This window comes from Streptomyces hebeiensis (assembly GCF_052983195.1).
In genome coordinates this window covers 3,821,679-3,847,323 of the sequence record NZ_CM129812.1, presented here as the reverse complement: position 1 = coordinate 3,847,323, position 25,645 = coordinate 3,821,679, and the positions used below count along the sequence as shown (strand labels likewise).

At 69.6% G+C, this 25,645-nt stretch carries 23 protein-coding genes; 12 read left to right on the top strand and 11 right to left on the bottom strand.

Features of this window, described 5'->3' with window-relative positions; translation table 11 throughout:
- Window positions 1-115: 115 nt before the first annotated feature.
- Both ACU6P3_RS16755 and ACU6P3_RS16750 read left to right on the top strand, forming a co-directional pair.
- The gene (locus ACU6P3_RS16755) at window positions 116-2,719 is read left to right on the top strand and encodes a transglycosylase domain-containing protein (protein WP_447193035.1); all 2,604 of its coding nucleotides are present in this window, start codon (window positions 116-118) and stop codon (window positions 2,717-2,719) included.
- A gap of 153 nt (window positions 2,720-2,872) precedes the next feature.
- Complete coding sequence (locus tag ACU6P3_RS16750; RefSeq protein ID WP_447193034.1) at window positions 2,873-4,363, top strand: glycosyltransferase family 87 protein; 1,491 nt, start codon at window positions 2,873-2,875, stop codon at window positions 4,361-4,363.
- Window positions 4,364-4,548: 185 nt separating this feature from the next.
- Here ACU6P3_RS16750 and ACU6P3_RS16745 read toward each other — a convergent pair whose 3' ends face one another.
- The 3 genes from ACU6P3_RS16745 to ACU6P3_RS16735 form a co-directional block, all read right to left on the bottom strand.
- Window positions 4,549-5,580, bottom strand: coding sequence for an alanine racemase (locus ACU6P3_RS16745; RefSeq protein ID WP_030744369.1), 1,032 nt, complete (start codon window positions 5,578-5,580; stop codon window positions 4,549-4,551).
- A 219-nt stretch (window positions 5,581-5,799) separates the two neighbouring features.
- A complete protein-coding gene (locus ACU6P3_RS16740) occupies window positions 5,800-6,918 on the bottom strand; it encodes a lipid II:glycine glycyltransferase FemX (protein ID WP_447193033.1) in 1,119 nt (372 codons plus the stop codon).
- Between the two features lie 151 nt (window positions 6,919-7,069).
- Window positions 7,070-7,384, bottom strand: coding sequence for a hypothetical protein (locus tag ACU6P3_RS16735; RefSeq protein ID WP_030744374.1), 315 nt, complete (start codon window positions 7,382-7,384; stop codon window positions 7,070-7,072).
- A 303-nt stretch (window positions 7,385-7,687) separates the two neighbouring features.
- Between ACU6P3_RS16735 and rpsF the strand changes: the two genes are divergently transcribed.
- The 4 genes from rpsF (at window position 7,688) to rplI (ending at window position 9,414) form a co-directional block, all read left to right on the top strand.
- Window positions 7,688-7,978, top strand: a complete 291-nt coding sequence (gene rpsF / locus ACU6P3_RS16730) for a 30S ribosomal protein S6 (protein WP_006604399.1) — start codon at window positions 7,688-7,690, stop codon at window positions 7,976-7,978.
- Between the two features lie 103 nt (window positions 7,979-8,081).
- Complete coding sequence (locus tag ACU6P3_RS16725) at window positions 8,082-8,669, top strand: single-stranded DNA-binding protein (RefSeq protein WP_447193032.1); 588 nt, start codon at window positions 8,082-8,084, stop codon at window positions 8,667-8,669.
- 43 nt (window positions 8,670-8,712) lie between these two features.
- Window positions 8,713-8,949 carry a 30S ribosomal protein S18 gene (gene rpsR, locus ACU6P3_RS16720; RefSeq protein WP_003967857.1) on the top strand — a complete coding sequence of 79 codons (237 nt, stop codon included), beginning with the start codon at window positions 8,713-8,715 and terminating at the stop codon, window positions 8,947-8,949.
- Between the two features lie 18 nt (window positions 8,950-8,967).
- Window positions 8,968-9,414 carry a 50S ribosomal protein L9 gene (gene rplI / locus ACU6P3_RS16715; protein ID WP_447193031.1) on the top strand — a complete coding sequence of 149 codons (447 nt, stop codon included), beginning with the start codon at window positions 8,968-8,970 and terminating at the stop codon, window positions 9,412-9,414.
- A 233-nt stretch (window positions 9,415-9,647) separates the two neighbouring features.
- On the opposite strand, the gene ACU6P3_RS16710 is transcribed toward rplI, so the two are convergent.
- Entirely contained in the window at window positions 9,648-10,985 is a 1,338-nt protein-coding gene (locus tag ACU6P3_RS16710; protein ID WP_447193030.1) for an MATE family efflux transporter, read from the bottom strand.
- A gap of 422 nt (window positions 10,986-11,407) precedes the next feature.
- Between ACU6P3_RS16710 and dnaB the strand changes: the two genes are divergently transcribed.
- Window positions 11,408-12,922: a replicative DNA helicase gene (gene dnaB, locus ACU6P3_RS16705; RefSeq protein ID WP_447193029.1), complete on the top strand. Its 1,515-nt coding sequence runs from the start codon at window positions 11,408-11,410 to the stop codon at window positions 12,920-12,922.
- A 39-nt stretch (window positions 12,923-12,961) separates the two neighbouring features.
- On the opposite strand, the gene ACU6P3_RS16700 is transcribed toward dnaB, so the two are convergent.
- The gene (locus tag ACU6P3_RS16700; protein ID WP_447193028.1) at window positions 12,962-13,612 is read right to left on the bottom strand and encodes a TetR/AcrR family transcriptional regulator; all 651 of its coding nucleotides are present in this window, start codon (window positions 13,610-13,612) and stop codon (window positions 12,962-12,964) included.
- 115 nt (window positions 13,613-13,727) lie between these two features.
- Here ACU6P3_RS16700 and ACU6P3_RS16695 point away from each other — a divergent pair, with 115 nt between their 5' ends.
- On the top strand, window positions 13,728-14,648 hold the full coding sequence (locus tag ACU6P3_RS16695; protein WP_447193027.1) for an alpha/beta fold hydrolase: 921 nt from the start codon (window positions 13,728-13,730) through the stop codon (window positions 14,646-14,648).
- A gap of 23 nt (window positions 14,649-14,671) precedes the next feature.
- On the opposite strand, the gene ACU6P3_RS16690 is transcribed toward ACU6P3_RS16695, so the two are convergent.
- On the bottom strand, window positions 14,672-15,379 hold the full coding sequence (locus tag ACU6P3_RS16690; protein ID WP_447193026.1) for an SDR family NAD(P)-dependent oxidoreductase: 708 nt from the start codon (window positions 15,377-15,379) through the stop codon (window positions 14,672-14,674).
- A 101-nt stretch (window positions 15,380-15,480) separates the two neighbouring features.
- Here ACU6P3_RS16690 and ACU6P3_RS16685 point away from each other — a divergent pair, with 101 nt between their 5' ends.
- Both ACU6P3_RS16685 and ACU6P3_RS16680 read left to right on the top strand, forming a co-directional pair.
- Window positions 15,481-16,356 (top strand): helix-turn-helix transcriptional regulator, encoded by an 876-nt coding sequence (locus tag ACU6P3_RS16685; protein WP_447193025.1) that lies wholly within the window; start codon window positions 15,481-15,483, stop codon window positions 16,354-16,356.
- Window positions 16,357-16,452: 96 nt separating this feature from the next.
- Window positions 16,453-17,874 carry a serine hydrolase domain-containing protein gene (locus tag ACU6P3_RS16680; protein WP_447193024.1) on the top strand — a complete coding sequence of 474 codons (1,422 nt, stop codon included), beginning with the start codon at window positions 16,453-16,455 and terminating at the stop codon, window positions 17,872-17,874.
- A gap of 112 nt (window positions 17,875-17,986) precedes the next feature.
- Here the strand turns inward: ACU6P3_RS16680 and ACU6P3_RS16675 are convergent, their stop codons facing one another.
- Both ACU6P3_RS16675 and ACU6P3_RS16670 read right to left on the bottom strand, forming a co-directional pair.
- Entirely contained in the window at window positions 17,987-18,439 is a 453-nt protein-coding gene (locus tag ACU6P3_RS16675; RefSeq protein ID WP_447193023.1) for a GNAT family N-acetyltransferase, read from the bottom strand.
- 93 nt (window positions 18,440-18,532) lie between these two features.
- The gene (locus ACU6P3_RS16670; RefSeq protein WP_447193022.1) at window positions 18,533-19,573 is read right to left on the bottom strand and encodes a GNAT family N-acetyltransferase; all 1,041 of its coding nucleotides are present in this window, start codon (window positions 19,571-19,573) and stop codon (window positions 18,533-18,535) included.
- Between the two features lie 152 nt (window positions 19,574-19,725).
- Between ACU6P3_RS16670 and ACU6P3_RS16665 the strand changes: the two genes are divergently transcribed.
- Both ACU6P3_RS16665 and ACU6P3_RS16660 read left to right on the top strand, forming a co-directional pair.
- Window positions 19,726-20,367, top strand: a complete 642-nt coding sequence (locus ACU6P3_RS16665) for an HAD family hydrolase (RefSeq protein ID WP_030744405.1) — start codon at window positions 19,726-19,728, stop codon at window positions 20,365-20,367.
- 563 nt (window positions 20,368-20,930) lie between these two features.
- Window positions 20,931-22,724, top strand: a complete 1,794-nt coding sequence (locus ACU6P3_RS16660; RefSeq protein ID WP_447193021.1) for a globin domain-containing protein — start codon at window positions 20,931-20,933, stop codon at window positions 22,722-22,724.
- 109 nt (window positions 22,725-22,833) lie between these two features.
- Here ACU6P3_RS16660 and ACU6P3_RS16655 read toward each other — a convergent pair whose 3' ends face one another.
- The 3 genes from ACU6P3_RS16655 to ACU6P3_RS16645 all read right to left on the bottom strand — a co-directional run bounded on the left by ACU6P3_RS16655 (window position 22,834) and on the right by ACU6P3_RS16645 (window position 25,644).
- On the bottom strand, window positions 22,834-23,313 hold the full coding sequence (locus ACU6P3_RS16655; protein WP_447193020.1) for an NUDIX domain-containing protein: 480 nt from the start codon (window positions 23,311-23,313) through the stop codon (window positions 22,834-22,836).
- A 52-nt stretch (window positions 23,314-23,365) separates the two neighbouring features.
- Entirely contained in the window at window positions 23,366-24,259 is an 894-nt protein-coding gene (locus ACU6P3_RS16650) for a LysR family transcriptional regulator (RefSeq protein ID WP_344269007.1), read from the bottom strand.
- 242 nt (window positions 24,260-24,501) lie between these two features.
- Window positions 24,502-25,644, bottom strand: a complete 1,143-nt coding sequence (locus tag ACU6P3_RS16645; RefSeq protein ID WP_447197922.1) for a cystathionine gamma-lyase — start codon at window positions 25,642-25,644, stop codon at window positions 24,502-24,504.
- Window position 25,645: the final 1 nt, after the last annotated feature.

Below are 25,645 nucleotides of genomic sequence, written 5' to 3'. Positions count from 1 at the left end.
TACCGGATGCATGGCGGATGAGCCCCGCGCGGGGCCCGTCCGTATTCATTTCGGGGGGACCGGAACTCAACTGCCGCTTCCAGGCGTGCACGCCTGCCCGAGGAGTAGTCGTTCGATGAGCGAGCACCGTCGCAAACCACCACAGCCACAGGGTGGTGGACGTGCCGCGGCGAGACGTGCGGCCCAGCAGCCGTCAGGCCGTCGCGGAGCGTCTTCCCGCGAAACCGTCACGGAGTCGCACTCGGGTGCGCCCGGCGAGGGGCGCCCGTACAGCAGCCGAGCCGAAGCCAGACGAGCGGCCCAGAAGGGCGGCCGGGGGCGCGCTGCGCCGTCAGGCAAGAAACGCCTGATCGACTACCCGAGGTACGGCAAGTACGGCTGGCGGCGCTGGGTGCCGTCCTGGAAGCAGGTCGCCGCGCTCTCCATCGCCTTCCTCGGGTCGCTGCTCGCGGCGGGCTCGGTCGCGTACGCCCTGGTGGGGGTCCCCGACCAGAATCTGGCGTCCAAATCCCAGAACAACGTCTACTACTGGGACGACAACACGCCGATGGTCTCGGCGGGCAGCGGTCCCAACCGGCAGAACATCCCGATCAGCCGTATCCCGAAGGCGATGCAGGACGCCGTCATCTCGGCCGAGAACAAGACCTTCAGGGACGACCCCGGCGTCGACTTCAAGGGCATGGGCCGCGCCGTCTACAACATGGCGATGGGTGGCAACACCCAGGGCGGTTCCACCATCACCCAGCAGTTCGTGAAGAACGCGCTCCTCGGTGACCAGAGCCAGACCCTCAGCCGTAAGTTCAAAGAGTTGTTCATCTCCATGAAGGTGGGCAACGAGATGGAGAAGAACGAGATCCTCGAGGGGTACCTCAACACGTCCTACTACGGACGTGGGGCCTTCGGTATCCAGGCCGCCGCCCGTACGTACTACGGGAAGGACGCGGACGCTCTGAACCCGAGCGAGTGCGCCCTGCTCGCCACGGTCCTCAAGGGTCCGACCTACTACGACCCGGCCGGTGCCCCGTCCCTCGACCCCCGGGCCACCCCCGAGAGGAACTACGAGAACGCCACGAAGCGCTGGAAGTGGATCCTCGGCGAGATGGTCAACGACGGCAAGCTCGACCGCTCCGAGCTCGCCAAGTACTCCGAGTTCCCGATGCCGAAGCAGCAGAAGCAGAACCAGGGGCTCGGCGGTCAGACCGGTTACCTGGTCGACCTGGCCAAGGCGTACTTCATCAACAACAACGACCGGGGCATCACGGAGAAGGAACTCGCCCGGGGCGGCTTCGAGATCCACACGACCTTCAACAAGAAGAAGGTCGATCAGCTCACCAAGGCAGTCAAGAAGGTCCACGACGCGAACATCGACCCCGAGAAGCGCCCGGACACCGACACGCACGTCCAGTTCGGCGGCGCGTCGGTCGAGCCGTCGACCGGGAAGATCGTCGCCATCTACGGCGGTACGGACGCCACCAAGCACTTCACGAACAACGCGGACCAGACGGGTGCCCAGGTCGGATCGACCTTCAAGCCGTTCGTCCTGGCGGCGGCGATGGAGAGCGGGGTCCGGGATCCGAATCTGGGACCGGTGCAGAACGCCGACCAGCGCACCCAGATCTCGCCGGACAAGACCATCTACGACGGCGACAACAAGCTGAAGATCAAGAACTATGACGGGTCGATCTGGCGGAACGAGGAGGACAAGGAGTGGCTGCAGGTCAATGACGGCGACAAGGACTACGGTCCCATCGATCTGCGCTACGCCATGCAGGAGTCGGCCAACTCCCCCTTCGTCCAGCTGGGCATGGACGTCGGCATCCCCCAGGTGAGGGACGCGGCCAAGAAGGCCGGTCTGTTGGAGAGCTCTCTCGTCGGTGGCGAGGTGCCGTCGTTCTCGATCGGTATCTCCGACCCCAGCGCCATCCGGATGGCCGGGGCCTACGGCACCTTCGCCGCCAGCGGGGAGCAGCGCGATCCGTACTCCGTCACCAAGGTGCTGGAGAGCGGCAACACCGTCTACGAGCACGACGACAAGGCGAACAGGGCGTTCAGCTCGGCGGTCGCCGACAACGTCACGGACGTGCTCAAGACCGTGGTGGAGAAGGGCACCGGTAAGAACGCGCGGCTGTCGGACCGCGAGGCCGCGGGCAAGACCGGAACCACCGACGGCAACAAGTCGGCGTGGTTCGTGGGCTACACCCCGCAGCTGTCGACGGCGATCGACATGTACCGGATGGACGACAACGCCGAGAGCAAGAACCGCCAGTTCCTGAAGATGTTCGGCACAGGTGGCCAGGACAAGATCCACGGCTCCTCGTTCCCGTCCGAGATCTGGCACGAATACATGGAAGAGGCGCTCAAGGGCGAGGAGGTCATCCCCTTCCCGGAGCCCGAGGAGGTCGGCGAGGCCTACAACGGCAAGGGCGTGTCCCCGTCGCCGACGGAGACCGAGGAGTCGCCGTCGCCGTCGGAGAGCGACAAGACGGACGAGGAATCGCCGTCGCCGACGGAGAGCGAAGAGGAGCCGGAGAACGAAGGGCCGTCGCCGTCGAACTCCGACGACGTCTGCACCAACCCCTTCGGCTGCCCCGACGACGGCAACAACCAGGGCAACCAGAACGGCGGGCCGGGCGGTGGCGGACCGTCCCCGTCGGGGACGCCGACCGGCGAGGCGACCGAGGAGAACGACAACGGGTTCTTCGCCGGGGCAGGAGGCTAGTGCCCCTCCCGGCACCAGCACCCCGGAGTGAGGCGCCGGCGAGCTCCTGAGCTCGTCACGAGGGCCGTCGCACCGTACGCGCACAGTGGCTGTGTACGTACGGTGCGACGGCCCTCAGCCGTGTTCATGGGCGCGTACGGCAGGATGGGCGCCATGCCGAGCGCAGACAAGACAACCGTGCACCAGGACCGGTCGGTCGTGCCGCCCACGCGGCGGGACGAGATCGCCGCCGCCGGCAGCGAGCTGATCGGCGGACCCGCCGGGCGCTGGGCCTGGCCCGGCGGCGGGCGGCTCACGCCCGTCAAGGTGGTCGCCCTGGTCGCGATCGGAATGTTCGCGCTGGGCATGGTCCAGAAGATGCCCTGCTACAACTGGGCCTGGTTCCGGGGCGCCAACTCGCAGTACACACACGCCTGCTACTCGGACATCCCCCATCTCTTCCTGGGGCGTGGCTTCGCCGACAACCTGGTCCCGTACTTCGACCGGCTGAGCGGCGACATGGAGTACCTGGAGTACCCGGTGCTGACCGGGCTCTTCATGGAGCTGGCCTCCTGGCTCACCCCGGGCGGCTCCATCCAGTACCGCGAACAGATGTACTGGATGGTCAACGCGGGCATGCTGATGATCTGCGCCGCGGTCATCGCGGTCTGCGTCACCCGGACCCACCGGCGCCGCCCCTGGGACGCCCTGCTGGTCGCCCTCGCGCCCGCCTTCGCGCTGACCGCCACCATCAACTGGGACCTGCTGGCCGTGGCGCTCACCGCCGCCGCGATGCTGATGTGGTCACGCGGCCGGGCTCTCGCCTTCGGCGTCCTCATCGGGCTCGCGACGGCCGCCAAGCTCTATCCCGTCCTGCTGCTGGGACCGCTGTTCGTGCTCTGCTGGCGGGCGGGGAGGTTCCGGGAGTACGGGGCTGCGCTGCTGGCGGCGGCCGGCTCGTGGCTCGCGGTGAACCTGCCGGTGATGCTGCTCGCGCCCGAGGGCTGGAAGAAGTTCTACACCTTCAGCCAGGAGCGGCAGATCGACTTCGGGTCCTTCTGGCTGATCATCACGCAGCGCACGGGGAGATCCATGGAGGTCGGCGCCGTCAACGCCTACGCCATGCTGCTCATGCTGCTGGCGAGCGCGGGCATCGCGGCGCTGGCGCTGACCGCTCCGCGCAGGCCGCGCTTCGCTCAGCTCGCCTTCCTGATCGTCGCCGCGTTCATCCTCACCAACAAGGTCTACTCGCCGCAGTACGTGCTGTGGCTGGTGCCGCTGGCCGCTCTGGCCAGGCCGCGCTGGCGGGACTTCCTGGTCTGGCAGGCGTGCGAGGTCCTGTACTTCCTCGGCATCTGGATGTACCTGGCGTACACGAACGGCGGTGACGAGCACAAGGGACTGCCGACCGAGGGCTACCAGCTCGCCATCGCGCTGCACCTGCTGGGCACGCTGTACCTGTGCGCGCTGGTCGTACGGGACATCCTGATGCCGGAGCGGGACGGCGTACGGAGAGACGGCTCGGACGATCCGTCGGGCGGTGTGCTGGACGGGGCGGAGGACGTGTTCGTATTCGGGCAGGCGGCCGGCCTCGACCGTCATGTGGCGCAGACGGAGCGGGGGCCGCGGGTCGATTGGGGCGCCAGGCCGCCCGGGGCCGCCTGAGCGGCTCTCAGGGCGCGTGGACGGCTCTTGAGGCGCGCTTCTCAGCGCTCTGAGCCGTCTGACACCGTAGTGAGCGTCCCTGGGGGCCCTTGGTCCTTGGAACCGGCCACGACATACGGACGCCCTCCGCACGCGCAGGTGTGCGGAGGGCGTCCCTATGCCGCGACCTGACCTGAACGAGAGCGTCAGCGGTCGACGAGGCGGTCGAACTGCGTCGTCGTGTGCCGCAGGTGGGCCACCAGTTCGTCACCGACCCTGGGCTCGTCGGCGTCCGCCGGCACGAACAGGATCGACACCTGCATGTGCGGGGGCTCCGCGAACCAGCGCTGCTTCCCGGCCCACACGAACGGTGACAGGTTGCGGTTGACCGTGGCGAGGCCGGCCCGGGCGACGCCCTTCGCCCGGGGCATCACACCGTGGAGGGCCTTCGGAGCCTCCAGGCCGACGCCGTGCGACGTGCCTCCGGCAACCACCACCAGCCAGCCGTCGGAAGCGGCCTTCTGCTGCCGGTAACCGAAGCGGTCGCCCTTGGTGACCCTCGTGACGTCCAGGACGGAGCCGCGGTACTCGGTCGCGTCGTGGTCGCCCAGCCACAGCCGGGTTCCGATCCGGGCCCGGAAACGGGTCTGCGGGAACTGCTGCCGGAGCCTGGCCAGCTCCTCCGCGCGCAGATGGCTGACGAACATGGTGTGCAGCGGAAGCCGTGCCGCGCGCAACCGGTCCATCCAGGAGATGACCTCCTCGACCGCGTCGGAGCCGTCCGTGCGGTCCAGCGGGAGGTGCAGGGCGAAGCCCTCCAGCCGGACGTCCTCGATGGCCGAGTGCAGCTGACCGAGCTCCTGCTCCTTGACGCCGTGGCGCTTCATGGAGCTCATGCACTCGATGACGACCCGGGCTCCCACCAGGGCGAACACACCGTCGACGGATGACACGGAGCGGACGACGCGGTCCGGCAGGGGCACCGGCTCCTCACCCCGCCGGAACGGGGTGAGGACCAGCAGGTCGCCGCTGAACCAGTCCTTGATCCTGGCAGCTTCATAGATGGTGCCGACGGCGAGCATGTCCGCGCCGAAGCGCGTCGTCTCGTCCGCGAGACGTTCGTGGCCGAAGCCGTAGCCATTGCCCTTGCAGACCGGGACCAGCCCCGGGAACTGGTCGATGACCGACTTCTGGTGCGCCCGCCAGCGCGCGGTGTCGACGTAGAGGGAGAGCGCCATGCCGGTCCGGGACCTTTCTCGTGGCTGCGGTGAGGGAGAGGGGGTGGTGTCGTGGGCCGATGCCGTGGCCTCGAGGGCCGTACGGAGATGGTCCACCTTACGGAGGAAGACGCCGGCGGCAAGGAGGCGTGCACCGCGCTCCCCGGACGTCCCCGTGCCTGTCCGTGAGGACGGGAGGGGGCCGCCGCCCGGTCGGCGCGGGGCCGCCGCCGCGACGGGTCAGCGTCGGGACATGTAGATGTCGAGCGCCTTGTGGAGCAGCTTGTTCAGCGGGAAGTCCCACTCGCCGATGTACTCGACGGCCTCGCCGCCGGTCCCCACCTTGAACTGGATCAGGCCGAAGAGGTGGTCGGTCTCGTCGAGCGAGTCGGAGATGCCGCGCAGGTCGTAGACCGTGGCACCCATCGCGTAGGCGTCGCGCAGCATGCGCCACTGCATGGCGTTGGACGGCCGGACCTCCCGCTTGTGGTTCGCGGAGGCCCCGTACGAGTACCAGACGTGGCCGCCGACGATCAGCATCGTCGCCGCCGCCACGTTCTCGCCCTCGTGCCGGGCGAAGTACAGGCGCATGCGGTTGGGGTCCTCCGTGTTGAGGACGCTCCACATGCGCTGGAAGTACGAGAGCGGGCGCGGCCGGAAGTGGTCGCGCTCGGCGGTGATCTCGTACAGCCGCTGCCACTCCGCGAGGTCCTCGTAGCCTCCCTGGACGACCTCGACGCCGGCCTTCTCCGCCTTCTTGATGTTGCGCCGCCACAGCTGGTTGAAGCCCTTGAGGACATCGTCCAGGGAACGGTTCGCGAGGGGCACCTGGAAGACGTAACGGGGCTGTACGTCGCCGAAGCCGGCGCCGCCGTCCTCGCCCTGCTGCCAGCCCATCTTGCGCAGTCGGTCGGACACCTCGAAGGCGCGCGGTTCGATGTGGGTGGCCTGGACGTCGCGCAGCCGCTTGACGTCCGGGTCCTGGATACCGGACTTGATCGCGGCGGCGTCCCAGCGGCGGATGACCACCGGTGGACCCATCTTCACGGAGAAGGCGCCCTGGTTGCGCAGATGCGCCAGCATCGGCCGCATCCACTCGTCCAGGTTGGGGGCGTACCAGTCGATGACCGGGCCCTCGGGGAGGTACGCGAGATAGCGCTTGATCTTGGGGAGCTGGCGGTAGAGCACCAGACCCGCGCCGACGAGCTGGTCGTTTTTGTCGAACCAGCCCAGGTTCTCCGAGCGCCACTCGGTCTTGACGTCAGCCCATGCCGGGACCTGGCAATGACTCGCCGCGGGCAGGCTCTGGATGTACGCCAGATGCTGCTCTCGGCTGATGGTCCTCAGTGTCAGGCTCATGCGGGGCGCTCCTCGGCAGGTGTGTCCCCATGGATACAGGGGCTCCGGCTCTCGCGCCGAAGCCTACTGGTCCGATGGAGCGCCCCGTTTGGGCCTCCGGCGGAGTGTCCGGAAGGGCGGCGTCCCGCGATCCGGCCGACGCCCTCCGGAGTCAGCCGATGACCCCGCCGAAGAGACCGCCGTGTGCCATACCGAGGAAGAACCCGACGGCCGAGGCTCCCAGCCCGATGATGAGGAGGAAGCGTTCGCGGGTGGTCACGGAAATGAACTGGCCGTAAGCACCCGTGAGGATGCCCACCAGACCGGCCCACGAGCTGAGCAGGTGCAGATGGTTGAAGAACGCGGTGAAGAAGGCGAGCAGCCCCAGGACCAGCGTCACCGCCATCAGGGTGTCCTGGAGCGGGTGGCGCTTGCCGTCCGTGGAGAAGAGTGAGGTCGCTGAGTTCGGTCGCATTGCCTGTGCCATGTGGCACCTCCTGGCCGTGCGGGAAAGCGGCGCACCGTAGCGCCGCACACACCCGATGTGTACAGATTGCGTCCGAGCGCGGCCGGATTTCAACCGGAAGGCGGGCTGCGGGTACTCTGTACGTTCTGCACCGGTGTCTGTCCAGGCCCGCCAAGCCCTCAGAGGTCTCACCGCGGGTTCCCGCCATGGTCCTCGCTCTGCCGAGCGAGGCTGTCGGTGGTGGCCGGTACCGTTGCGCACGCATCACGACCCTCCTGCCACGGATCGACCGTGGCCGCTGAGTCCGAAGGAGGTGGGTTCCACATGCGTCACTACGAGGTGATGGTCATCCTCGACCCCGATCTGGAGGAGCGCGCTGTCTCCCCCCTGATCGAGAACTTCCTCTCCGTTGTCCGTGAGGGCAACGGAAAGGTGGAGAAGGTCGACACCTGGGGCCGTCGTCGTCTGTCCTACGAGATCAAGAAGAAGCCCGAGGGCATCTACTCGGTCATCGACCTCCAGGCCGAGCCTGCGGTCGTGAAGGAGCTCGACCGGCAGATGAACCTGAACGAGTCGGTCCTCCGGACCAAGGTCCTCCGCCCCGAGACCCACTGAGCCCGCGGCTCAGAATCCACTGAGCCACGGTTCGGAACTCGGGTCCGAGGTTTCCGAGTAGCAGCACAGCAGCCAGAAGCAATCCCCGCCGAGAGGTTCACCCATGGCAGGCGAGACCGTCATCACGGTCGTCGGCAATCTCGTCGACGACCCCGAGCTGCGCTTCACCCCGTCCGGTGCGGCGGTCGCGAAGTTCCGCGTCGCGTCCACTCCTCGCACCTTCGACCGCCAGACCAATGAGTGGAAGGACGGCGAAAGCCTCTTCCTGACCTGCTCGGTCTGGCGGCAGGCGGCGGAGAACGTCGCCGAGTCGCTCCAGCGCGGCATGCGTGTCGTCGTGCAGGGCCGGCTGAAGCAGCGGTCCTACGAGGACCGCGAGGGCGTCAAGCGCACGGTCTACGAGCTGGATGTCGAGGAAGTCGGCCCCAGCCTCAAGAACGCCACGGCCAAGGTCACCAAGACCACCGGTCGCGGTGGGCAGGGCGGCTACGGCGGCGGCCAGCAGGGTGGCGGCGGTGGCGGCTGGGGTGGCGGCCCCGGCGGTGGCCAGCAGGGCGGCGGCGGTGCTCCCGCCGACGACCCCTGGGCCACCAGCGCACCGGCCGGCGGCCAGCAGGGTGGCGGCGGTGGCGGCTGGGGCGGTGGCTCCGGCGGTTCCGGCGGCGGCTACTCGGACGAGCCCCCCTTCTAGGGCGGGCTGGTACCCCACTTCTTGATCACACAGGAGAAACATCATGGCGAAGCCGCCTGTGCGCAAGCCTAAGAAGAAGGTCTGCGCGTTCTGCAAGGACAAGACCCAGTACGTGGACTACAAGGACACGAACATGCTGCGGAAGTTCATTTCCGACCGTGGCAAGATCCGTGCCCGCCGCGTCACCGGCAACTGCACGCAGCATCAGCGTGACGTCGCCACGGCCGTCAAGAACAGCCGTGAGATGGCGCTGCTGCCCTACACGTCCACCGCGCGATAAGGGAAGGGTGACCGAAGCATGAAGATCATCCTCACCCACGAGGTCTCCGGCCTCGGTGCCGCTGGTGACGTCGTCGACGTCAAGGACGGCTACGCTCGCAACTACCTGGTCCCGCGCGGTTTCGCGATCCGCTGGACCAAGGGTGGCGAGAAGGACGTGGCGCAGATCCGCCGCGCTCGCAAGATCCACGAGATCGCGACCATCGAGCAGGCCAATGAGATCAAGGCCCGCCTCGAGGCCGTGAAGGTGCGTCTGGCCGTTCGCTCCGGCGACGCCGGCCGCCTCTTCGGTTCCGTCACTCCGGCTGACCTCGCTTCGGCGATCAAGTCCGCCGGTGGTCCGGAGGTCGACAAGCGGCGTATCGAGCTCGGTGCGCCGATCAAGACCCTGGGATCGCACCAGGTGTCTGTGCGTCTGCACCCCGAGGTCGCCGCGAGCCTCGGTATCGAGGTCGTCGCCGCCTGAGTGGCGCCGTACCCGGCAGAACATGAAGAGGGCCGCACCCGCAGGGGTGTGGCCCTCTCTTCATTGCTCCATGCTCTGCACCCCTCGTGCCCCGTGCTCCGGGTCGTCTCCACGTTTCACGTGAAACGGTCACACGGGATGTTTCACGTGAAACGGAGGTTCGGGTATTGAGGATCGTGGACGCAAGGATGACGGAACCTGCGGTCCTGGCGAGTAAGGGCCGAAGACAGGGCTCAGCGCGTGGCGCCGGTGACCAGCCAGCGGCCGGAGTTGGTGCGGATCCAGAGGGTGGCCAGCCGAACGGCCATCATCAGGCCCATGGCCCACCAGAGAGCTGTCAGCCCGCCGCCGAGCGTGGGCACGAGCAGTGCGGCCGGCGCGAAGACGGCCAGGGTCACCAGCATCGCTCCAGCGAGATATGGGCCGTCCCCCGCACCCATGAGCACGCCGTCCAGTACGAAGACGACCCCGGCGACCGGCTGGGAGACGGCCACGACGAGCAGGGCGGGCAGGAGCGTGTCCCGTACCACCTGGTCTCCGGTGAACAGCGGGATGAAGAGTGGGCGCGCCAGCACGATCAGAGCGCCGAGCAGTACGCCGGCGACGATGCCCCACTGCACCATGCGGCGGCATACCTCTCTGGCTCGGTGGGTGTCACCGGCGCCGAGGTAGCGGCCGATGATGGCCTGTCCCGCTATGGCGATGGCGTCCAGCGCGAAGGCCATGAGGCTCCACAGCGACAGGATGATCTGGTGGGCCGCGACCTCGGCGTCCCCCAGCCGGGCGGCGACGGCGGTGGCGATCAATAGAACCGCCCGCAACGACAACGTGCGGATCAGCAGCGGGACTCCGGCCCGCGCGCTGGCCCGTATGCCCGAGGCGTCGGGCCGCAGTGAGGCGCCATGGCGCCGCGCGCCCCGTACGACGACAACGAGATAGACGCCGGCCATGGCCCACTGGGCGATGACCGTGCCCCAGGCGGAACCCGCGATGCCGAGTCCGGCGCCGTAGACCAGTGCCAAGTTGAGAGCCGCGTTGGCGCCGAAGCCGCCGATGGCCACGTAGAGCGGCGTCCGGGTGTCCTGCAGCCCGCGCAGTACCCCGGTGGCGGCCAGGACGACGAGCATGGCGGGGATGCCGAGGCTGGATATTCGTAGATAGGTGATGGCGAACGGCGTGGCGGTGTCGGAGGCTCCGAACACCCCGATGAGCCAGGGCGCCGCAGGGAGGGCTACGGCGATGACGGCGACTCCCAGCAGCAGTGCGAGCCAGATTCCGTCCATGCCCTGGCGGATGGCGGCCTGCAGCTCTCCGGCGCCGACGCGCCGCGCCACGGCCGCGGTGGTGGCATAGGCGAGGAAGACGAAGATGCTCACGGCCGTGGTCATCAGGCCCGCGGCGATCGCCAGACCGGCGAGTTGCGGGGTGCCGAGGTGCCCCACGATCGCGCTGTCCACCATGACGAAAAGCGGTTCGGCGACCAGCGCGCCGAACGCGGGGACGGCGAGCGCGATGATCTCTCGATCGTGGCGCCGCCGTCCGGGCCTGGATGTCGTGGGGGCCTCTGTCATGCACTCAATCTAATCTTCCACAGGTAATAGACGCAATCCGTCTATGGTCCTTACTTTTGCATGCGGTCGGAGATCTGCCGGACTACCCCTCCGATGATCTTGACTTGATGGGGGAAGTTTTTCTCCCCCACAGCCGGTGGACGGAAGACAGCCAGCTCAGAGCTGGTTCTCCGGTGGAGTCGCGTGGTTGTCCACAGTGCTGTCCCCCGTTCCGTGCACAGGTTCGCCGGGGTTCTCCACAGCATCTGGTTCGTCGTCCACATGGCCTGTGGATAACCAGATTGGCTGACGGTGTCGGCGGGCCTACCGTGGACCGGCGTCCGACGCGCCGGAACCGGAGCCAGACCTCCCGTTTTGTCAGTGTCGTGCCGTAGAAAGAGTGGCACGGCGAGGTCCGTTGAGCGGACGTGAGGAGGTGGCCGGTGAGCGTTCCCGAGCCCTTGGACGACCCGTGGACCGACGCCGGTCCCGGCGACCGTCTGCCTGTCTCCCGGCAGCGCCGTGGCGAAGGACAGGACGGACGCGGACGGGGGCGTGGACGCGGGCGCGAGGAGCAGCACGAGCGTGGCCGGGACGGTCGGGACGACGGTCCCTGGGACGGCGGTTCCCATGGTTTCGAACGGGTGCCTCCGCAAGACCTCGATGCCGAACAGTCGGTGCTCGGCGGCATGCTGCTGTCCAAGGACGCGATCGCCGACGTGGTGGAGATCATCAAGGGCCACGACTTCTACCGCCCGGCGCACGAGACCGTCTTCCAGGCGATCCTCGATCTCTACGCCAAGGGGGAGCCGGCCGACCCGATCACGGTGGCGGCCGAGCTGACCAAGCGCGGCGAGATCACCCGTGTCGGGGGCGCCCCGTACCTGCACACGCTCGTCCAGTCGGTGCCCACCGCGGCGAATGCCTCGTACTACGCGGAAATCGTCCATGAGCGCGCGGTCCTTCGACGGCTCGTCGAGGCCGGTACGAAGATCACGCAAATGGGATACGCGGCGGACGGCGACGTCGACGAGATCGTCAACTCCGCCCAGGCGGAGATCTACGCCGTCACCGAGCAGCGCACCAGCGAGGACTATCTGCCGCTGGGCGACATCATGGAGGGTGCGCTCGACGAGATCGAGGCGATCGGCTCCCGCAGCGGGGAGATGACCGGCGTTCCGACCGGCTTCACGGACTTCGACTCGCTCACGAACGGGCTGCACCCGGGCCAGATGATCGTCATCGCCGCCCGTCCGGCCATGGGCAAGTCCACGCTCGCGCTGGACTTCGCCCGCGCCGCCTCCATCAAGAACAACCTGCCCAGCGTGATCTTCTCCCTCGAAATGGGCCGCAACGAGATCGCGATGCGCCTGTTGTCGGCGGAGGCGCGGGTGGCACTGCACCACATGCGCTCCGGCACGATGACGGACGAGGACTGGACGCGCCTGGCGCGCCGTATGCCGGACGTTTCCCAGGCGCCGCTCTACATCGACGACTCGCCGAACCTGTCGATGATGGAGATCCGGGCGAAGTGCCGCCGCCTCAAACAGCGCAACGAGCTGAGGCTGGTGGTCATCGACTACCTCCAGCTGATGCAGTCCGGCGGCTCGAAGCGCGCCGAGAGCCGCCAGCAGGAGGTCTCGGACATGTCGCGGAACCTCAAGCTCCTGGCCAAGGAACTGGAGCTGCCGGTCATCGCGCTCTCGCAGCTGAACCGTGGCCCGGAGCAGCGTACGGACAAGAAGCCGATGGTCTCCGACCTGCGCGAGTCGGGCTCCATCGAGCAGGACGCGGACATGGTGATCCTGCTGCACCGCGAGGACGCGTACGAGAAGGAGTCCCCCCGCGCGGGCGAGGCGGACCTGATCGTGGCCAAGCACCGTAACGGCCCGACGGCGACGATCACGGTGGCCTTCCAGGGCCACTACTCGCGGTTCGTGGACATGGCCCAGACCTGACCACCTGACGGTCCGCGTCGGCGCCTCCGGGCGCGTTTCTCAGCCCGTTCCCGGCTCTCCGTCCGCACGTGTCGCCGCGCTACCGTCACGCGCGCGGAAGATCCGGTCAAGATGATGGTCGAGCACCGCGACGGCGGACTCCTGGTCGCGCTGACCGACGAGGAGGCTGGTGCCGAGTCCCGCGGACATGGCGAGCAGGCTGATCGCCTCCAGCCGGGCGTCGACACCGGGTTCGAGGAGAGCCGCCTCCTGAGCCTGCCGGAGGAGTGCGGTCACGGCGTCTTCGGCGGCCTCGGGGTTCTTGATGAAGGGCTGGGCCGCCAGCGCCTGGTCGTGCATGGCCATGACGGCGTACGAGGTGTAGAGGTGGTGGAACGTGCGGCTCTCCTCGTCGGTCGGCAGGGCCGCCATGAGCAGCGCCTCGACCATCGCGCGCGGGCCGGGGGCGTCGCCGGCGGCCCGGACACGGGCGGAGACCCGCTCCGTGAACCTCTCCGCCAACCGCTCCAGGCCGAAGAGCAGCAACTTCTCCTTCGTCTCGAAGTAGTACTGCACCAACCGCAGCGATACACCCGCCTCCGCCGCCACGTCCCGCATCCCCACGGCGTGCAGCCCGCGTCGTCCGGCGACCCGGACGAGTGCCTCGGCGATCTCGGTGCGCCGTTCTGCGTGGTCCACGCGTTTGGGCATCGGCCGGTTCTCCGCTCGTCTCCACTGCTACGGCCCCTGCTGACTCTCCTTCATGGTACAGCCGTACCACCATTGTGGTACGTTCGTATCACGAAACCGGAATCCGGAGGTGACCGTGACCGAGACCGCCGCTCGCGCCCGAGCCGACGTCGGCCGCTACGTGAGCGATGCCTGGCGTGACCGTTACTTCGCCGCGTGCGACGCGGTCTACGGGCTGGGGGCACCCGCGCTCGATGAGTTGGACGTGGAGACCTCCTTCGGCACCACGCACGTCTACCGCTACGGCCCCACGGACCCGGCCGCCCGATCGCGTACCCCCGTCGTCCTGGTGCACGGCGCGGGATCCTGCTCCGCCATGTGGTACCCGAACACCCCGGATCTCAGCGCCGAGCGCCCCGTCTACGCGATCGACACCCCGGGCGATCCCGGCCGCAGCGCGCAGCGCGAGCCCATCCATCAGCCCGAACGCGCCGCGCGGTGGCTGGACGAAACGCTCGCCGGGCTCGGACTCGACCGTGTGCACCTCGTCGGTTCCTCCTACGGCGGATGGCTCGTCCTCAACCACGTTCACCGTGAGCCCGGCCGCGTCGCCTCGGCCACGCTGCTCGACCCCGGCGGCCTCGAGAAGGTGGGGCTGCGCTTCTTCGTCTGGATCTTCGTCAGCCTCTTCGCGACCTGGGCGCCGAAGGCGCTGCGCCCTCGGCTGGCGTCCTGGCTGGAGCAGCCGGTCCTCATCGTGCCGGAACTGCGCACCATGGTCAGAGCCGCTGTCCGCGCGTATCGCATTCGCCGCCCGGCCCCCTTGCCCCTGTCCGACGACGAACTGGCCACCATCCGCACTCCGCTCTACCTCGTACTGGGGAGGCGGAGCCTCCTGGTGCACCCGCGTCGGCAGGTGGAGCGCGTTCCGCGCCTCATACCCGCCGCCAGGGCCGAGATCATCTCCGAAACGGGCCACGGTCCGCAGATCGACCACGCGGAGGAGACCAATCGCCGGATGCTGGACTTCATGGCCTCGGTGGACCGCCTGGGATGACTCTTCCAGCTGCCTGCTCCCGCTCACCAGGGGAGGGCGCCGTTGACGTCGAAGTAGCCCCCGGTGGGGCCGTCCGGGCCGACCTGTGCCATACGGACGATGATCTCGGCGCCCTCCTCGACGGTCTGCGTGCCCGTGTACGCGTTCAAGGCGGTCGCGGTGTAGCCGGGCTCCACGGCGTTGATCCGCATGTCCGGGAACGCCTTCGCGTACTGCACGGTGATCATGTTGACCGCCGCCTTCGAGGCGGGATAGGCGACCCCCGGATAGGCGTACGCCGGTGTCCCCGGAGCGGTCATTCCGGCCATCGAAGCCAGGCCGCTGCTGACGTTGACCACGACGGGGGCGGCGGACCGTCGCAGGAGTGGCAGGAACGCGTGGGTGACGCGCACCACGCCGAAGACGTTCGTCTCGAACGTCGGTCGCAGCAGTTCCGCCGTCAGGTCGGCGGCGCCCAGGACGCCTCCGTCCCGCGTGCGCCCTTCGACGCCGGCGTTGTTGACCAGCACGTCCAGTCCGCCGTCGGCCTCGATGGCCTCGGCCGCCGCCGTGACGGACCCGTCGTCGGTGACGTCGATGACGACCGGCCGCGCCCCCAGTTGTCCGGCGGCCCGCCGTCCGCGCTCCCGGTCCCGGCTGCCGACGTAGACCGTGTGACCTGCCGCGACGAGTCGGCGTGCGGTCTCGAAGCCGAGTCCCCTGTTCGCTCCAGTGATCAGTGTCGTAGGCATGTTTCCAGGGTCCGCCCCGGTGGCGGGGTCAGCCAGGCGTCCGGTCATCCTGGGACCACCGGTACCAGGCACATCGGCGCGAGGCGGTGCACAGTGGGGGCATGGCGACCGCGGAATTCGGGCCCACGATACGGCGCTGGCGCGACCGGGTGTCCCCGGAGGCGGCTGGGCTGCCGGCGGGCGGGCACCGGCGCGCCGCCGGGTTGCGCCGTGAGGAGCTGGCCCTACTGGCCGGGATCTCGGTCGACTATGTGACGCGCCTCGAACAAGGCCGGGCGACCAGTCCCTCGGAACAGGTCGTGGAGGCCCTGAGCCGTGCGCTGCGGCTGTCCGGGACCGAGCGTGCTCATTTGTTCCAGGTCGCAGGGCTCGTGCCGCCGGGACGGGGCACGGTACCCGCGTACATCACGCCCAGCGTCCAGCGGCTGCTGGACAGGCTGACCGGGACCCCCGTCGCGGTCTTCGACGCGGCGTGGACGCTGTTGACGGCGAACCCGTTGTACGCGGCGTTGATGGGCGATCCGTCCGGGTGGAACGGGAACGAGCGCAACGCGGTGTGGCGCAACCTTGTCGGTCCGGGCGGCGGCAGCGGCCGCGTCCGCCACACCCCGCGGGAACGGCGTGCGTTCGAGGTAGCGCTGGTCGCCGATCTGCGTGCGGCCGCGAGCAGGTACCCGACGGACCAGCGGCTGCGCCGCCTGGTCGACGAGCTGCGCGCGAACAGTGACCGGTTCGCCGAGCTGTGGGATTCCGGGGCCGTGGGCCGCCACGAGGCGTCGCGCAAGACGATCGATCATCCGCAGGTGGGTCCCCTGACGCTGGACTGCGACATCCTCGACGTTGTCGGCGGTGACCTGCGCATCATGGTCTACACCGCCGAACCCGGCACGAAGGACGCCGAACGGATCGCGCTCCTTTCCGTACTCGGTACGCAGACCCTCGTCGAAGAGGCGGACACGCCGGGCGGCAGGAGGTGACTGCCCAGGGCCGGGGCCCGGCCGCACGCGGAAGACCGCCCGGCCGTATGCGGAACACCAGTCGACGGGGTGCCGCCGAGGCGGTAGGTGTGGGGCATGACCTCATCCTGTGACGAACTTCTGCCCGGTACGCGCCGGGCTCTTCTGCACCGTGTGGCCGTGGCCCAGGCCGAGGGGCGGGCGCCCTCGTTGGTGGCCGCCGTGGCCCGGGACGGCCGGATGGTGTGGTCCGGGGCGCGGAGCGGTGCGGACGGGCAGGTGCCGGATGCCGACACGCAATACCGCGTCGGATCGATCACCAAGGTCTTCACCGCCGTTCTCGTGCTACGGCTGCGCGACGAGGGACTGATCGGCCTCGACCATCCGCTGGAGAAGTACCTGCCGGGGACGGGCGTGGGGGAGGTCACCATCGCCCAGTTGCTCAGCCACAGCGCGGGGCTGAGCGCGGAGTCGCCGGGGCCATGGTGGGAGCGGACGCCGGGCACGCTGCGGCCCACGCTGGGCGATGTCCTCGGCGACCGGCCCGTACGGCACCCCGCGGGACGGCGGCACCATTACTCCAACCCCGGGTTCGCCGTCCTCGGTTCGCTGGTCGAGTCGGTGCGCGACGCGCCGTGGGAGGAAGTGCTGCGCCGGGAGGTGCTGGAGCCACTCGCCATGGACCGTACGACCGCACAGCCCGTCGCTCCGCATGCCGAGGGCTGGGCCGTCCACCCCTGGGCCGATGTGGTGCTGCCGGAACCCGCGGAGGATCTCGGTCTGATGGCTCCGGCGGGTCAGCTCTGGTCCACCGCCGCGGATCTCTGCCGCTTCGCCGGGTTCCTTGCCGACGGGGACGAGAAGGTGCTGAGCGCGGCGTCGGTGGCGGAGATGCGGACGCCGTCGGTACCGCCCGAGACGGGGCAGTGGGACGGCGGATACGGACTCGGCACCCAACTGGCCCGTCATGGCGGCCGGAGCCTGGCCGGGCATACGGGATCGTTGCCGGGCTTTGTCGCATCCCTCTGGGTGAGTGTCGACGACGGTGTGGCCGCGGTGGCACTCGCCAACGTGACCTCGGGCCCGCCGGTGGGGGCGGTCGCGGCCGAGCTCGTCTCCATCGTGGCCGAGGCCGAGCCGAGGTTCCCTGAGCCCTGGCGTCCCCTTGCCACGGCCGACCAGCCGCTGCTGGAGGTCACTGGCCCGTGGTTCTGGGGCACACACCCGTTCGTGCTGACCCTGTCGACGGACCAGGGACTGGAACTCACTCCGCTGGAAGGCAGCCGAGGGAGCCGAAGGAACCGAGGGAGCAGTGGACGCGGCTCGCGCTTTGTCGGACAGCCGGACGGCACCTGGACCGGGCTCGACGGCTACCACGCGGGTGAGACCCTGCGGGTCGTACGGCGGCCGGACGGCTCGGTGGACCATCTCGACCTCGGCTCGTTCGTCTTCACCCGCGAGGCGTACGACCCGGGCGCCGATGTGCCCGGTGGGGTGGACGAGAGGGGCTGGCGCGGCATGACCTCGCCCGAAGGCTGAGGCGGCGGATGTTTCACGTGAAACGGTCATGGCCGCGCCGATGGACAAGGCGCATCAACGGACGAGGCGGGCTTTGGGGAGCCAACTCATCAGTCCCTGATCTGACGTGCTCTCACAGGGCGAGCTTGAAGCCGATATGTGAGGCGGTGAATCCAAGCCGCTCGTAGAAGCGGTGGGCGTCGGCACGGCTCGCGTCGGAGGTGAGTTGGACCAGTTGGCACCCCTGGCGCCGGGACTCGTCGACGGCCCACTCGATGAAGCGCGTACCGAGCCCGCTGCCGCGCTCGTCCGTATGGATCCGCACCCCCTCGATGACCGAGCGGGTGGCACCGCGTCGGGACAGCCCCGGGATGACCGTCAGCTGGAGCGTCCCGACCACCCGACCGTCACGCACGGCCACCATCAGATGCTGGTTCGGGTCCCGGGCCAGCCGCTGATAGGAGGCGGTGTACGGGGTGAGGTCGTCGGGCGTCTCCCGTTGAGCGCCCAGCGGGTCGTCCGCGAGCATCGCCACTATGGCGGGGATGTCCTCGGGCGCCGCGGGCCGTATGTCCAGATCGCTCATGTCCGGCACCTTACGCGGGAGCACGGGCGGACCGTCCGGAGCGTCTGAGCCGCTGGCCCCGCGAGAGACGCCGCGCGGGGCCAGCGACGACGATCAGCCCGTGGCCAGGCTCAGCGGCGCGAAGTGCCGGGCCCAGTCACCGGGCAGGGACGGAGTCCCATAGGTCATCGCCGTGGTCATGGAGGCTGTCGCCAGCCCGCGTTCGCTGAGCCGCCGCAACAACTCCGAGTGCCGTGTGTCGATGTCCAGGCGTACGGGCCGCTCCCGGCCGGTGACCAGGGCGGTGATCAGCGCCTCGGCGGTGTCCGTGTCCTCGGCGATCACCGGGCCGACGACCTCCGCGCGGGGAGTTGACCCGACCGCCGCGTACCCGGTGATCGTGGAGCCCTCCTCGGCCACTTGGATGCGGTCCGTGCACGAGGGAAGCCGCGTGAGCAGAGCGGTGCGGTCCACCCCGAGGACCTCTGCGTCCAGGCGTACCAGAGCCCGCACGTCGTGCGCGGTCGCCGGACGGGTAGTCACCGGCGAAGGCCGGTCGGGGGCGCGGAGATGGCCTCGCAGTCGCGCCGCGCCACCGACGTCGGTGAAACCGAGCCGCTGGTAGAGCGGCAGTCCGTACGAGGTGGCGTAGAGGACGAGGGGCCTGTCGTCCGCCTCGTCCAGGACATGGCGCATGAGCCGTCGGCCCAGACCCTGGCGCTCGTACCGTTCCGCGACGAGCAACTTACCGACGGCGGCGAGCCCTCGGTCGACTGAGGACCTTCCACCGGCCTCCGGCCTTCCGGCGAAGGCAGGCCCGCCACCGACGCCCTGGCTGTCCACCGGATCGGAGGAGGGCCGCTGCGTCCTCTTCCGGCCATTCTCGGCACGGTGGCCACCGGGGCCGTCCCTCATCCCGTCGCCGACGCGAGCGACGGGTCCGTACGACGTGAGGACGCACACCGCGGCCAATCCCTTGCCGGCCGGTGGTCCGCCGACGGGGTCGTCGATGCCGTAACCGGCGCCGGCGGCCAGCAGCAGCCGCCAGGAACGTTCCTCGCGCGACCATCCACGGCTCTCGGCGAGATCGGCACAGGCGGAGAGATCGGCCATGGTCAGCGGGCGGATCGGCAGGGCGGGAAGAGGAGTCGGCATGGCGGCCAGGCTGTCCGAACGGCCGGCCTTTCGTCCAGTTGATAAGCCGGACCGGCACTTCGTCAGGCCACGTGAGAAGTTCCGTCGAGCCGCCGTGTGAGAAATGCCGCTCGGCGGACGGAAGGGGACCGTACGTACTAACCTCGCTGTTCATGGCGAGCACGCGCAGACTGCACCTCTTCGACCTCGACGGAACACTCATCCGTGGTTCGGCCGCCGCGGTCGAGATCTCCCGGCAGTTGGGGCTGGGAGCCGAAATCGCCGCGTTGGAGCGGGACTTCCTGAACCGCGGGCTGACGCCCGACGAGTTCGCCGTCCGCGCACGCGAGTTGTGGGCCGAACTCACCGCCCAGCAGGTCGAGGCCGCCTTCGAAGGTGCCCCGTGGCTCCTCGGCATCCGTGAGGTCTGGGCGGATATCCGGAAGCAAGGGGACTACTGCGCTGTTATCTCGCTCTCTCCTGACTTCTTTGTGTCGCGGCTCCTGGACTGGGGTGCCCATGCCGCACACGGGTCGCGCTGGCCGGCTCTGCCGTTCACCGAGCCCATCGACCGGACGGGCATTCTCAGTCCGGCGGCCAAGGTGAAGATCGCGAACCGGCTGTGTGCAGAGTTCGGGGTAGGGCTGGATGACTGTGTCGCCTACGGCGATTCCATGTCGGATGCGGAGATTTTCGCGGTGGTGCCCAGGTCAGTGGCGGTAAACGCGGATCACCATCTGGCGGGACTGTCCACGCACACGTACTCGGGGAGCGATTTGCGCGAGGTCTATGAACTCGTGGGTCCCCGGCAGTAATACGCTGACCCCCGGGTCTCGCGGGAAACAGGGCCCGAAGGCCGGTGAATCGGCACGGGAAGCAATGCGTTCGCATGCTCGCCCCCGTGGTGTTCATCCGTATTTGGCGCTCTTCGACCTCGCGTCCTCCTGCCCTGTCAAGATGCGGCGACAGGAACCGCGGGCGATGCCACCCTCCTTCACTCGTGCCCGAATTGGGGGTATGGCGTGGTTCGGCGGTGGCCGTCGGCAGACCTGGCCGAAGCGGGGAATTGCTAGCGTATTCCGGGCAGCGGAAGTGCGTAGACGACCGAAAGATGTTCGAGGCGAGGCACACGATGGACGCTCCGACCACCACGTCGGCCGACAATGGCACTTCCGGGGGCAGCGACCCTTCCCGGAGCGCCGGCACCTCAGGAAGCTCCGGCACGTCCCCCACCGCGGCCGCCGGTACGTCCGGTGATTCGGGGGGCGGTGGCTGGTTCTCCCCGCGCAGGAAGCGGCCCGCCGAGGGCCGGACAGGTCCTGGCCCGGCCGGCGACGGCCCGGAGGGGACCGACGGAACGGACCGCGGACGAATATCAGTGCCGAGCCGCTCCTTCGCCGCCATACGCCCGGTGGGCTCCGGCGCGAGGCGTTCCACCCCGCCTCCCGGCGAGGCGAACGGGGAGCCCGTCGCACGCCCGGACGGCGCTCGCCGGCCCGCACCGGAGGACGCCGTACCGGACGCGTTCCGGCCTCGCGACAAGCCGGGCGGGGACGATGACGCGCCCGCGCACCACCCGTCGGTGCCGGAAGGCGCCGGAGCGCCGGCCGGCAACGTCGGCGAGCCGTTCCCCGAAGAGGTCACGGAAGCCGCCGCGCGGCTGTCCGGCGGACTGCCCGGAGCCGAAAGCCCCGGCTTCCCGCCCGAAGCCCTCGTCCAGCCCGGATCCGTACGACCGGAGTCGCTCTCCGCAGGCACGGGGACCGGGGCCGGCCGCCCGCCCGGGGCCATGCCGCCCGAGTCGCTCCCCACTTCCCCGCCCATGCCGGCGCCCGAGCCCACTCCCGCGCCCGATCCTGACGCCGATGCCGATGGCGAGGCTGAACCCGCACCACATCCCGCGCCGGACCGGGCCGGTGAACAGCCGTCCGTCTCCGCCGCGCTGCCGCCCGAGGCTCAGGCGACGCCGGGCGCACTGCCCCCCGAGGCACCCGCGCCGCAGCCGTCGGCGGTCGTCCCTCCCACGGCCGCGCCACCGGCGGACACCGACGCCTCACCCGACGCGATCATCGTCCGCCGTACCCTGTCCGAGATCGAACCGGTCTCGGACCAGCTGACGTCCTACTTCTACGCGCTGCTCTTCATCCACCACCCCGAGCTGCGCGGTCTCTTCCCGGTGGCCATGGACACCCAGCGCGACCGGCTCCTCAAGTCGCTGTTCATCGCGGCCGAGCACATGGACTCCCCGGTCATCCTCACCGACTACCTCCGGCAGCTGGGCCGTGGACACCGCAAGTACGGCACCCAGTCGCTGCATTACCCCGCGGTCGGCGAAGCCCTCATCGGCGCGCTGACCCGGTACGCCACCATCTGGGACGACGAGACCGAGGGCGCCTGGGTCAGGGCGTACACGGCCATCTCGCAGATCATGATCGACGCGGCGGCGGAGAACGAGCAGTACGCCCCGGCCTGGTGGAACGCCGAAGTGGTGGCGCACCAACGGCGCACCCCCGACGTCGCGGTCGTCACCGTCCGCCCCGACCAGCCGTACCCCTTCCGCGCCGGGCAGTACACGAGCGTGGAGACGCCGTGGTGGCCGCGCGTCTGGCGGCACTACTCCTTCGCCTCGGCCCCCCGCCCGGACGGTCTGCTCACCTTCCACGTGAAGGCCGTCCCGGCCGGCTGGGTCTCCAACTCCCTGGTGCACCACGCGAGTCCGGGCGACATACTCCGCCTCGGCCCCCCGGCCGGCTCGATGGTCGTCGACCACAGCACCGACAACGGCCTGCTCTGTCTGGGCGGCGGCACCGGGATCGCACCGATCAAGGCGCTGGTCGAGGACGTCGCCGACCACGGGCACCGGCGCCGCGTCGAGGTCTTCTACGGCGCGCGCAGCGACCAGGAGCTGTACGACATGGAGACGATGCTGCGCCTCCAGAGCGAGCACAGCTGGCTGTCCGTGCGTCCCGTGGTCGGGGACGGCCGGCCGGGCCAGGGGCTGACGGAGAGGCTTCCGGACGTCGTCCGCGACTACGGGCCCTGGGAGGAGTACGACGCCTACCTCTCCGGGCCGCCCGGGATGATCCGCAGCGGTCTCGACGTACTCACCGGCATCGGGATCCCCTCGGAGCGGATCCGGCACGACTCCCTGGACGCCCTCGTGGCGACATAGGGACCGTCCGCCCGGGCAGCCCACGGTTGTCGGCCCCGGGCCGGGCCGCGCCGTCAGCCCGTGCCGGGCCGGGACGATCCGGGCCCCTACCTGGCCTGGGCAGCCAAGATCAGCCCAGGTCGGGAGCGTGCAGTGCTCGAACGCCCTCGATGTTGCCGTCCAGGTAGTGCCGCAGCGACAGCGGTACGAGGTGGACCGCCGCGATTCCGACGCGGCTGAACGGCACCCGGACGATCTCGTACTCCCCGCAGGGCTCCTCGACCTCGGGGCCGTGCCGGAGCGCGGGGTCCATGGACGCCAGCCGGCACACGAAGAAGTGCTGTACCTTCACGCCGGTCACCCCGCCGTCGGCGATGTGCTCGACGGTGTCGACGAAGCAGGGGACCACATCGGTGATCTTGGCGCCGAGCTCCTCGTCGACCTCGCGGTGGAGCGCGTCCACGACCGTGGCGTCCCCGCCCTCGACCCCGCCGCCTGGCGTGAGCCAGTACGGGTCCACTCCGGGTTTCGTGCGCTTGATGAGGATCAGTTCGTCGCCGTCGAGCAGGATGGCGCGTGCGGTGCGCTTGACCACGGGCCGTTCGGTCATGGGAAGAGGTTCGCCCGTGTGAATGGTTCTGAAACGCCCACCGGGTGCCCGGTCACCAGTCCACCGCGGCACGCAGCAGCCACTCGTGCGCCTTCGCGACGGGAGGAAGGCGCAGGGTGCCGGTGCGTACGACGAGGAAGTACGTGCGCAGCGGCGGTACCGGGGGATCGAGCAGGGCCACCACCTCGCCGCGTTCCAGCGCGCCCTCGCACAGGTAGCGGGGCAGGACGGCCAGTCCGGCGCCCGCTCTGGCGCATTCCAGGACGGCGCGCAGATCGGGGGCGATCACGGTGCCCGCGGCGGCGGGCCGCGATTCGAAGACGGCCGCCCAGTAGCGGGAGACGAGCGGCAGGGATTCGTGCACCTCCACCACCGGTAACTGCTCCAGCACCACGTGTCCCTCGCGCAGTACGGTGTGGCCCAGCCGGGCCGCCCAGCGGGGCGCCGCGACCAGGACGTGTTCCTCGTCGCAGAGCGGAGTCGCGGTGAACAGCCCGCCGCGCGGACGGGCGGCGGCGATGGCCAGATCATGGTGCCCGGCGGCCAGCCCCTCCAACGTGTCCTCGGCGTTGCCGAAGAAGGAGGTGCGCAGCGCGAGACCCTGGGCCGTGAGCGGGGCGAGCGCGGGCAGGGCGCGCAGGGCCGTGAACTCCGGGGGGCCCGCGAGGTGGAGCGTCCGTACACCGGAGTGTTCGTCGAGCCCGGTCTCGGTGATCTCGACCAGGGCGTCGAGGTGCGGCGCCGCCCGGTGCGCCAGTTCGTCGCCGATCGTCGTGGGCGTCACGCCGCGCGCCTGGCGGAGGAAGAGCGGCCGGCCCAGTTGCCGTTCCAGGGTTCTTATCTGACCGGTCACGGCGGGCTGGGAGAGGCCCAGCAGCGCCGCGGCACGAGTGAAGGAGCCGGCGCGGTGCACGGTGACGAAGGTGCGCAGCAGAGTCAGGTCCATCTCGCGCACTCCCGTCTCAAACCGTGCGTCCCTGGCGACTACGGACCGTTAACTATAAATAAGTCGATAGGTATCTGTCGCTACTGTGATTGGACACTGACGCAGAGTCAACTAGCCTTGGGCAAATGGTTCTCCGCGCGTGGAACCTGGCCGGTCCGAGCCACGAGGGGGGAGGCTCGGACCGACCGGTCCACAGGCGACGGACGAACCCGACGGTGGGGTGAGCAGGGGAGGGGCGCCGTTCAGCGGGCCGCCGCCGACAGGGCGCGCAGGACGTCCGCGATGAGATCCTCGGGGTCTTCCGCCCCGACGGAGAACCGGATGAAGCCTTCCGGTACGGCGTCGCCACCCCACCGTCCTCGACGTTCCGCGGTGGACCGTACGCCGCCGAAGCTCGTCGCGTCGTCCACCAGCCGCAGCCCGGCCAGGAAGCGCTCGGCCAGGTCCCGGTCGGGGAGGACGAAGGACACCACGGCGCCGAAGCGCCGCATCTGCCCGGAGGCGACGGCGTACGAGGGATCGCCCGGCAGCCCCGGGTAGCGCAGCCCGGTCACCTCGTCGCGCGTCAGCAGCGCCTGCGCCAGTGCCAGCGCGTTCGCGCAGGCCCGGTCGAGGCGCAGCGGGAGCGTGGCCAGCGAGCGGTGTGCGAGCCATGCCTCCATCGGCCCCGGGATCGCCCCGGCGATCTTGCGCCAGCGCCGCACACCCGCGGCGAGATCCGGGTCGCGGCTGGTCACATGGCCGAGCAGAAGATCGCCGTGGCCCGTCATGCCCTTGGTGTCACTGGCCACCGAGAAGTCGGCGCCCAGTTCCAGCGGCCGCTGGCCGAGGGGGGTGGCCAGGGTGTTGTCGACGGCGACGAGGGCGCCGGCGGCGTGCGCCTCACGCACCAGCCGTCGGACGTCGCACACATCGAGCCCCGGGTTGCAGGGCGTCTCGAGCCATAGGAGGCGGGCCCCGTCCAGGACGCTCAGCTGTGCGTCGCCGCCCGTCGGCGCGGTACGCACCTCCACCCCGTAGGCCTCGAGGCGTTCTCGTAGCAGCGGCAGCGCCTGATAGCCGTCGTCCGGAAGCACGACCGCGTCGCCGGCACCCAGTTGGGAGAAGACGACCGACGAGATCGCGGCCATCCCGGAGGCGAAGACCACGGTCTCGACGGGTTCCCCGGGTGCCTCCAGCTCACCGATGGCCCGCTCCAGCCGGGTCCAGGTCGGGTTCTCGTCCCGGCCGTAGGTGTACGGCCCGGCCGGCTCGCCCGGCAGGTGGTAGTGGGCGGCGAACACCGGCCCGGGCAAGGCCGGTTCGTACGGAACCGGGTCGGGGAGACCCGCTCGTACCGCCCGCGTTCCGTCCCCCAGGTCTCTCAGGTCCCTCTGACCACCCATG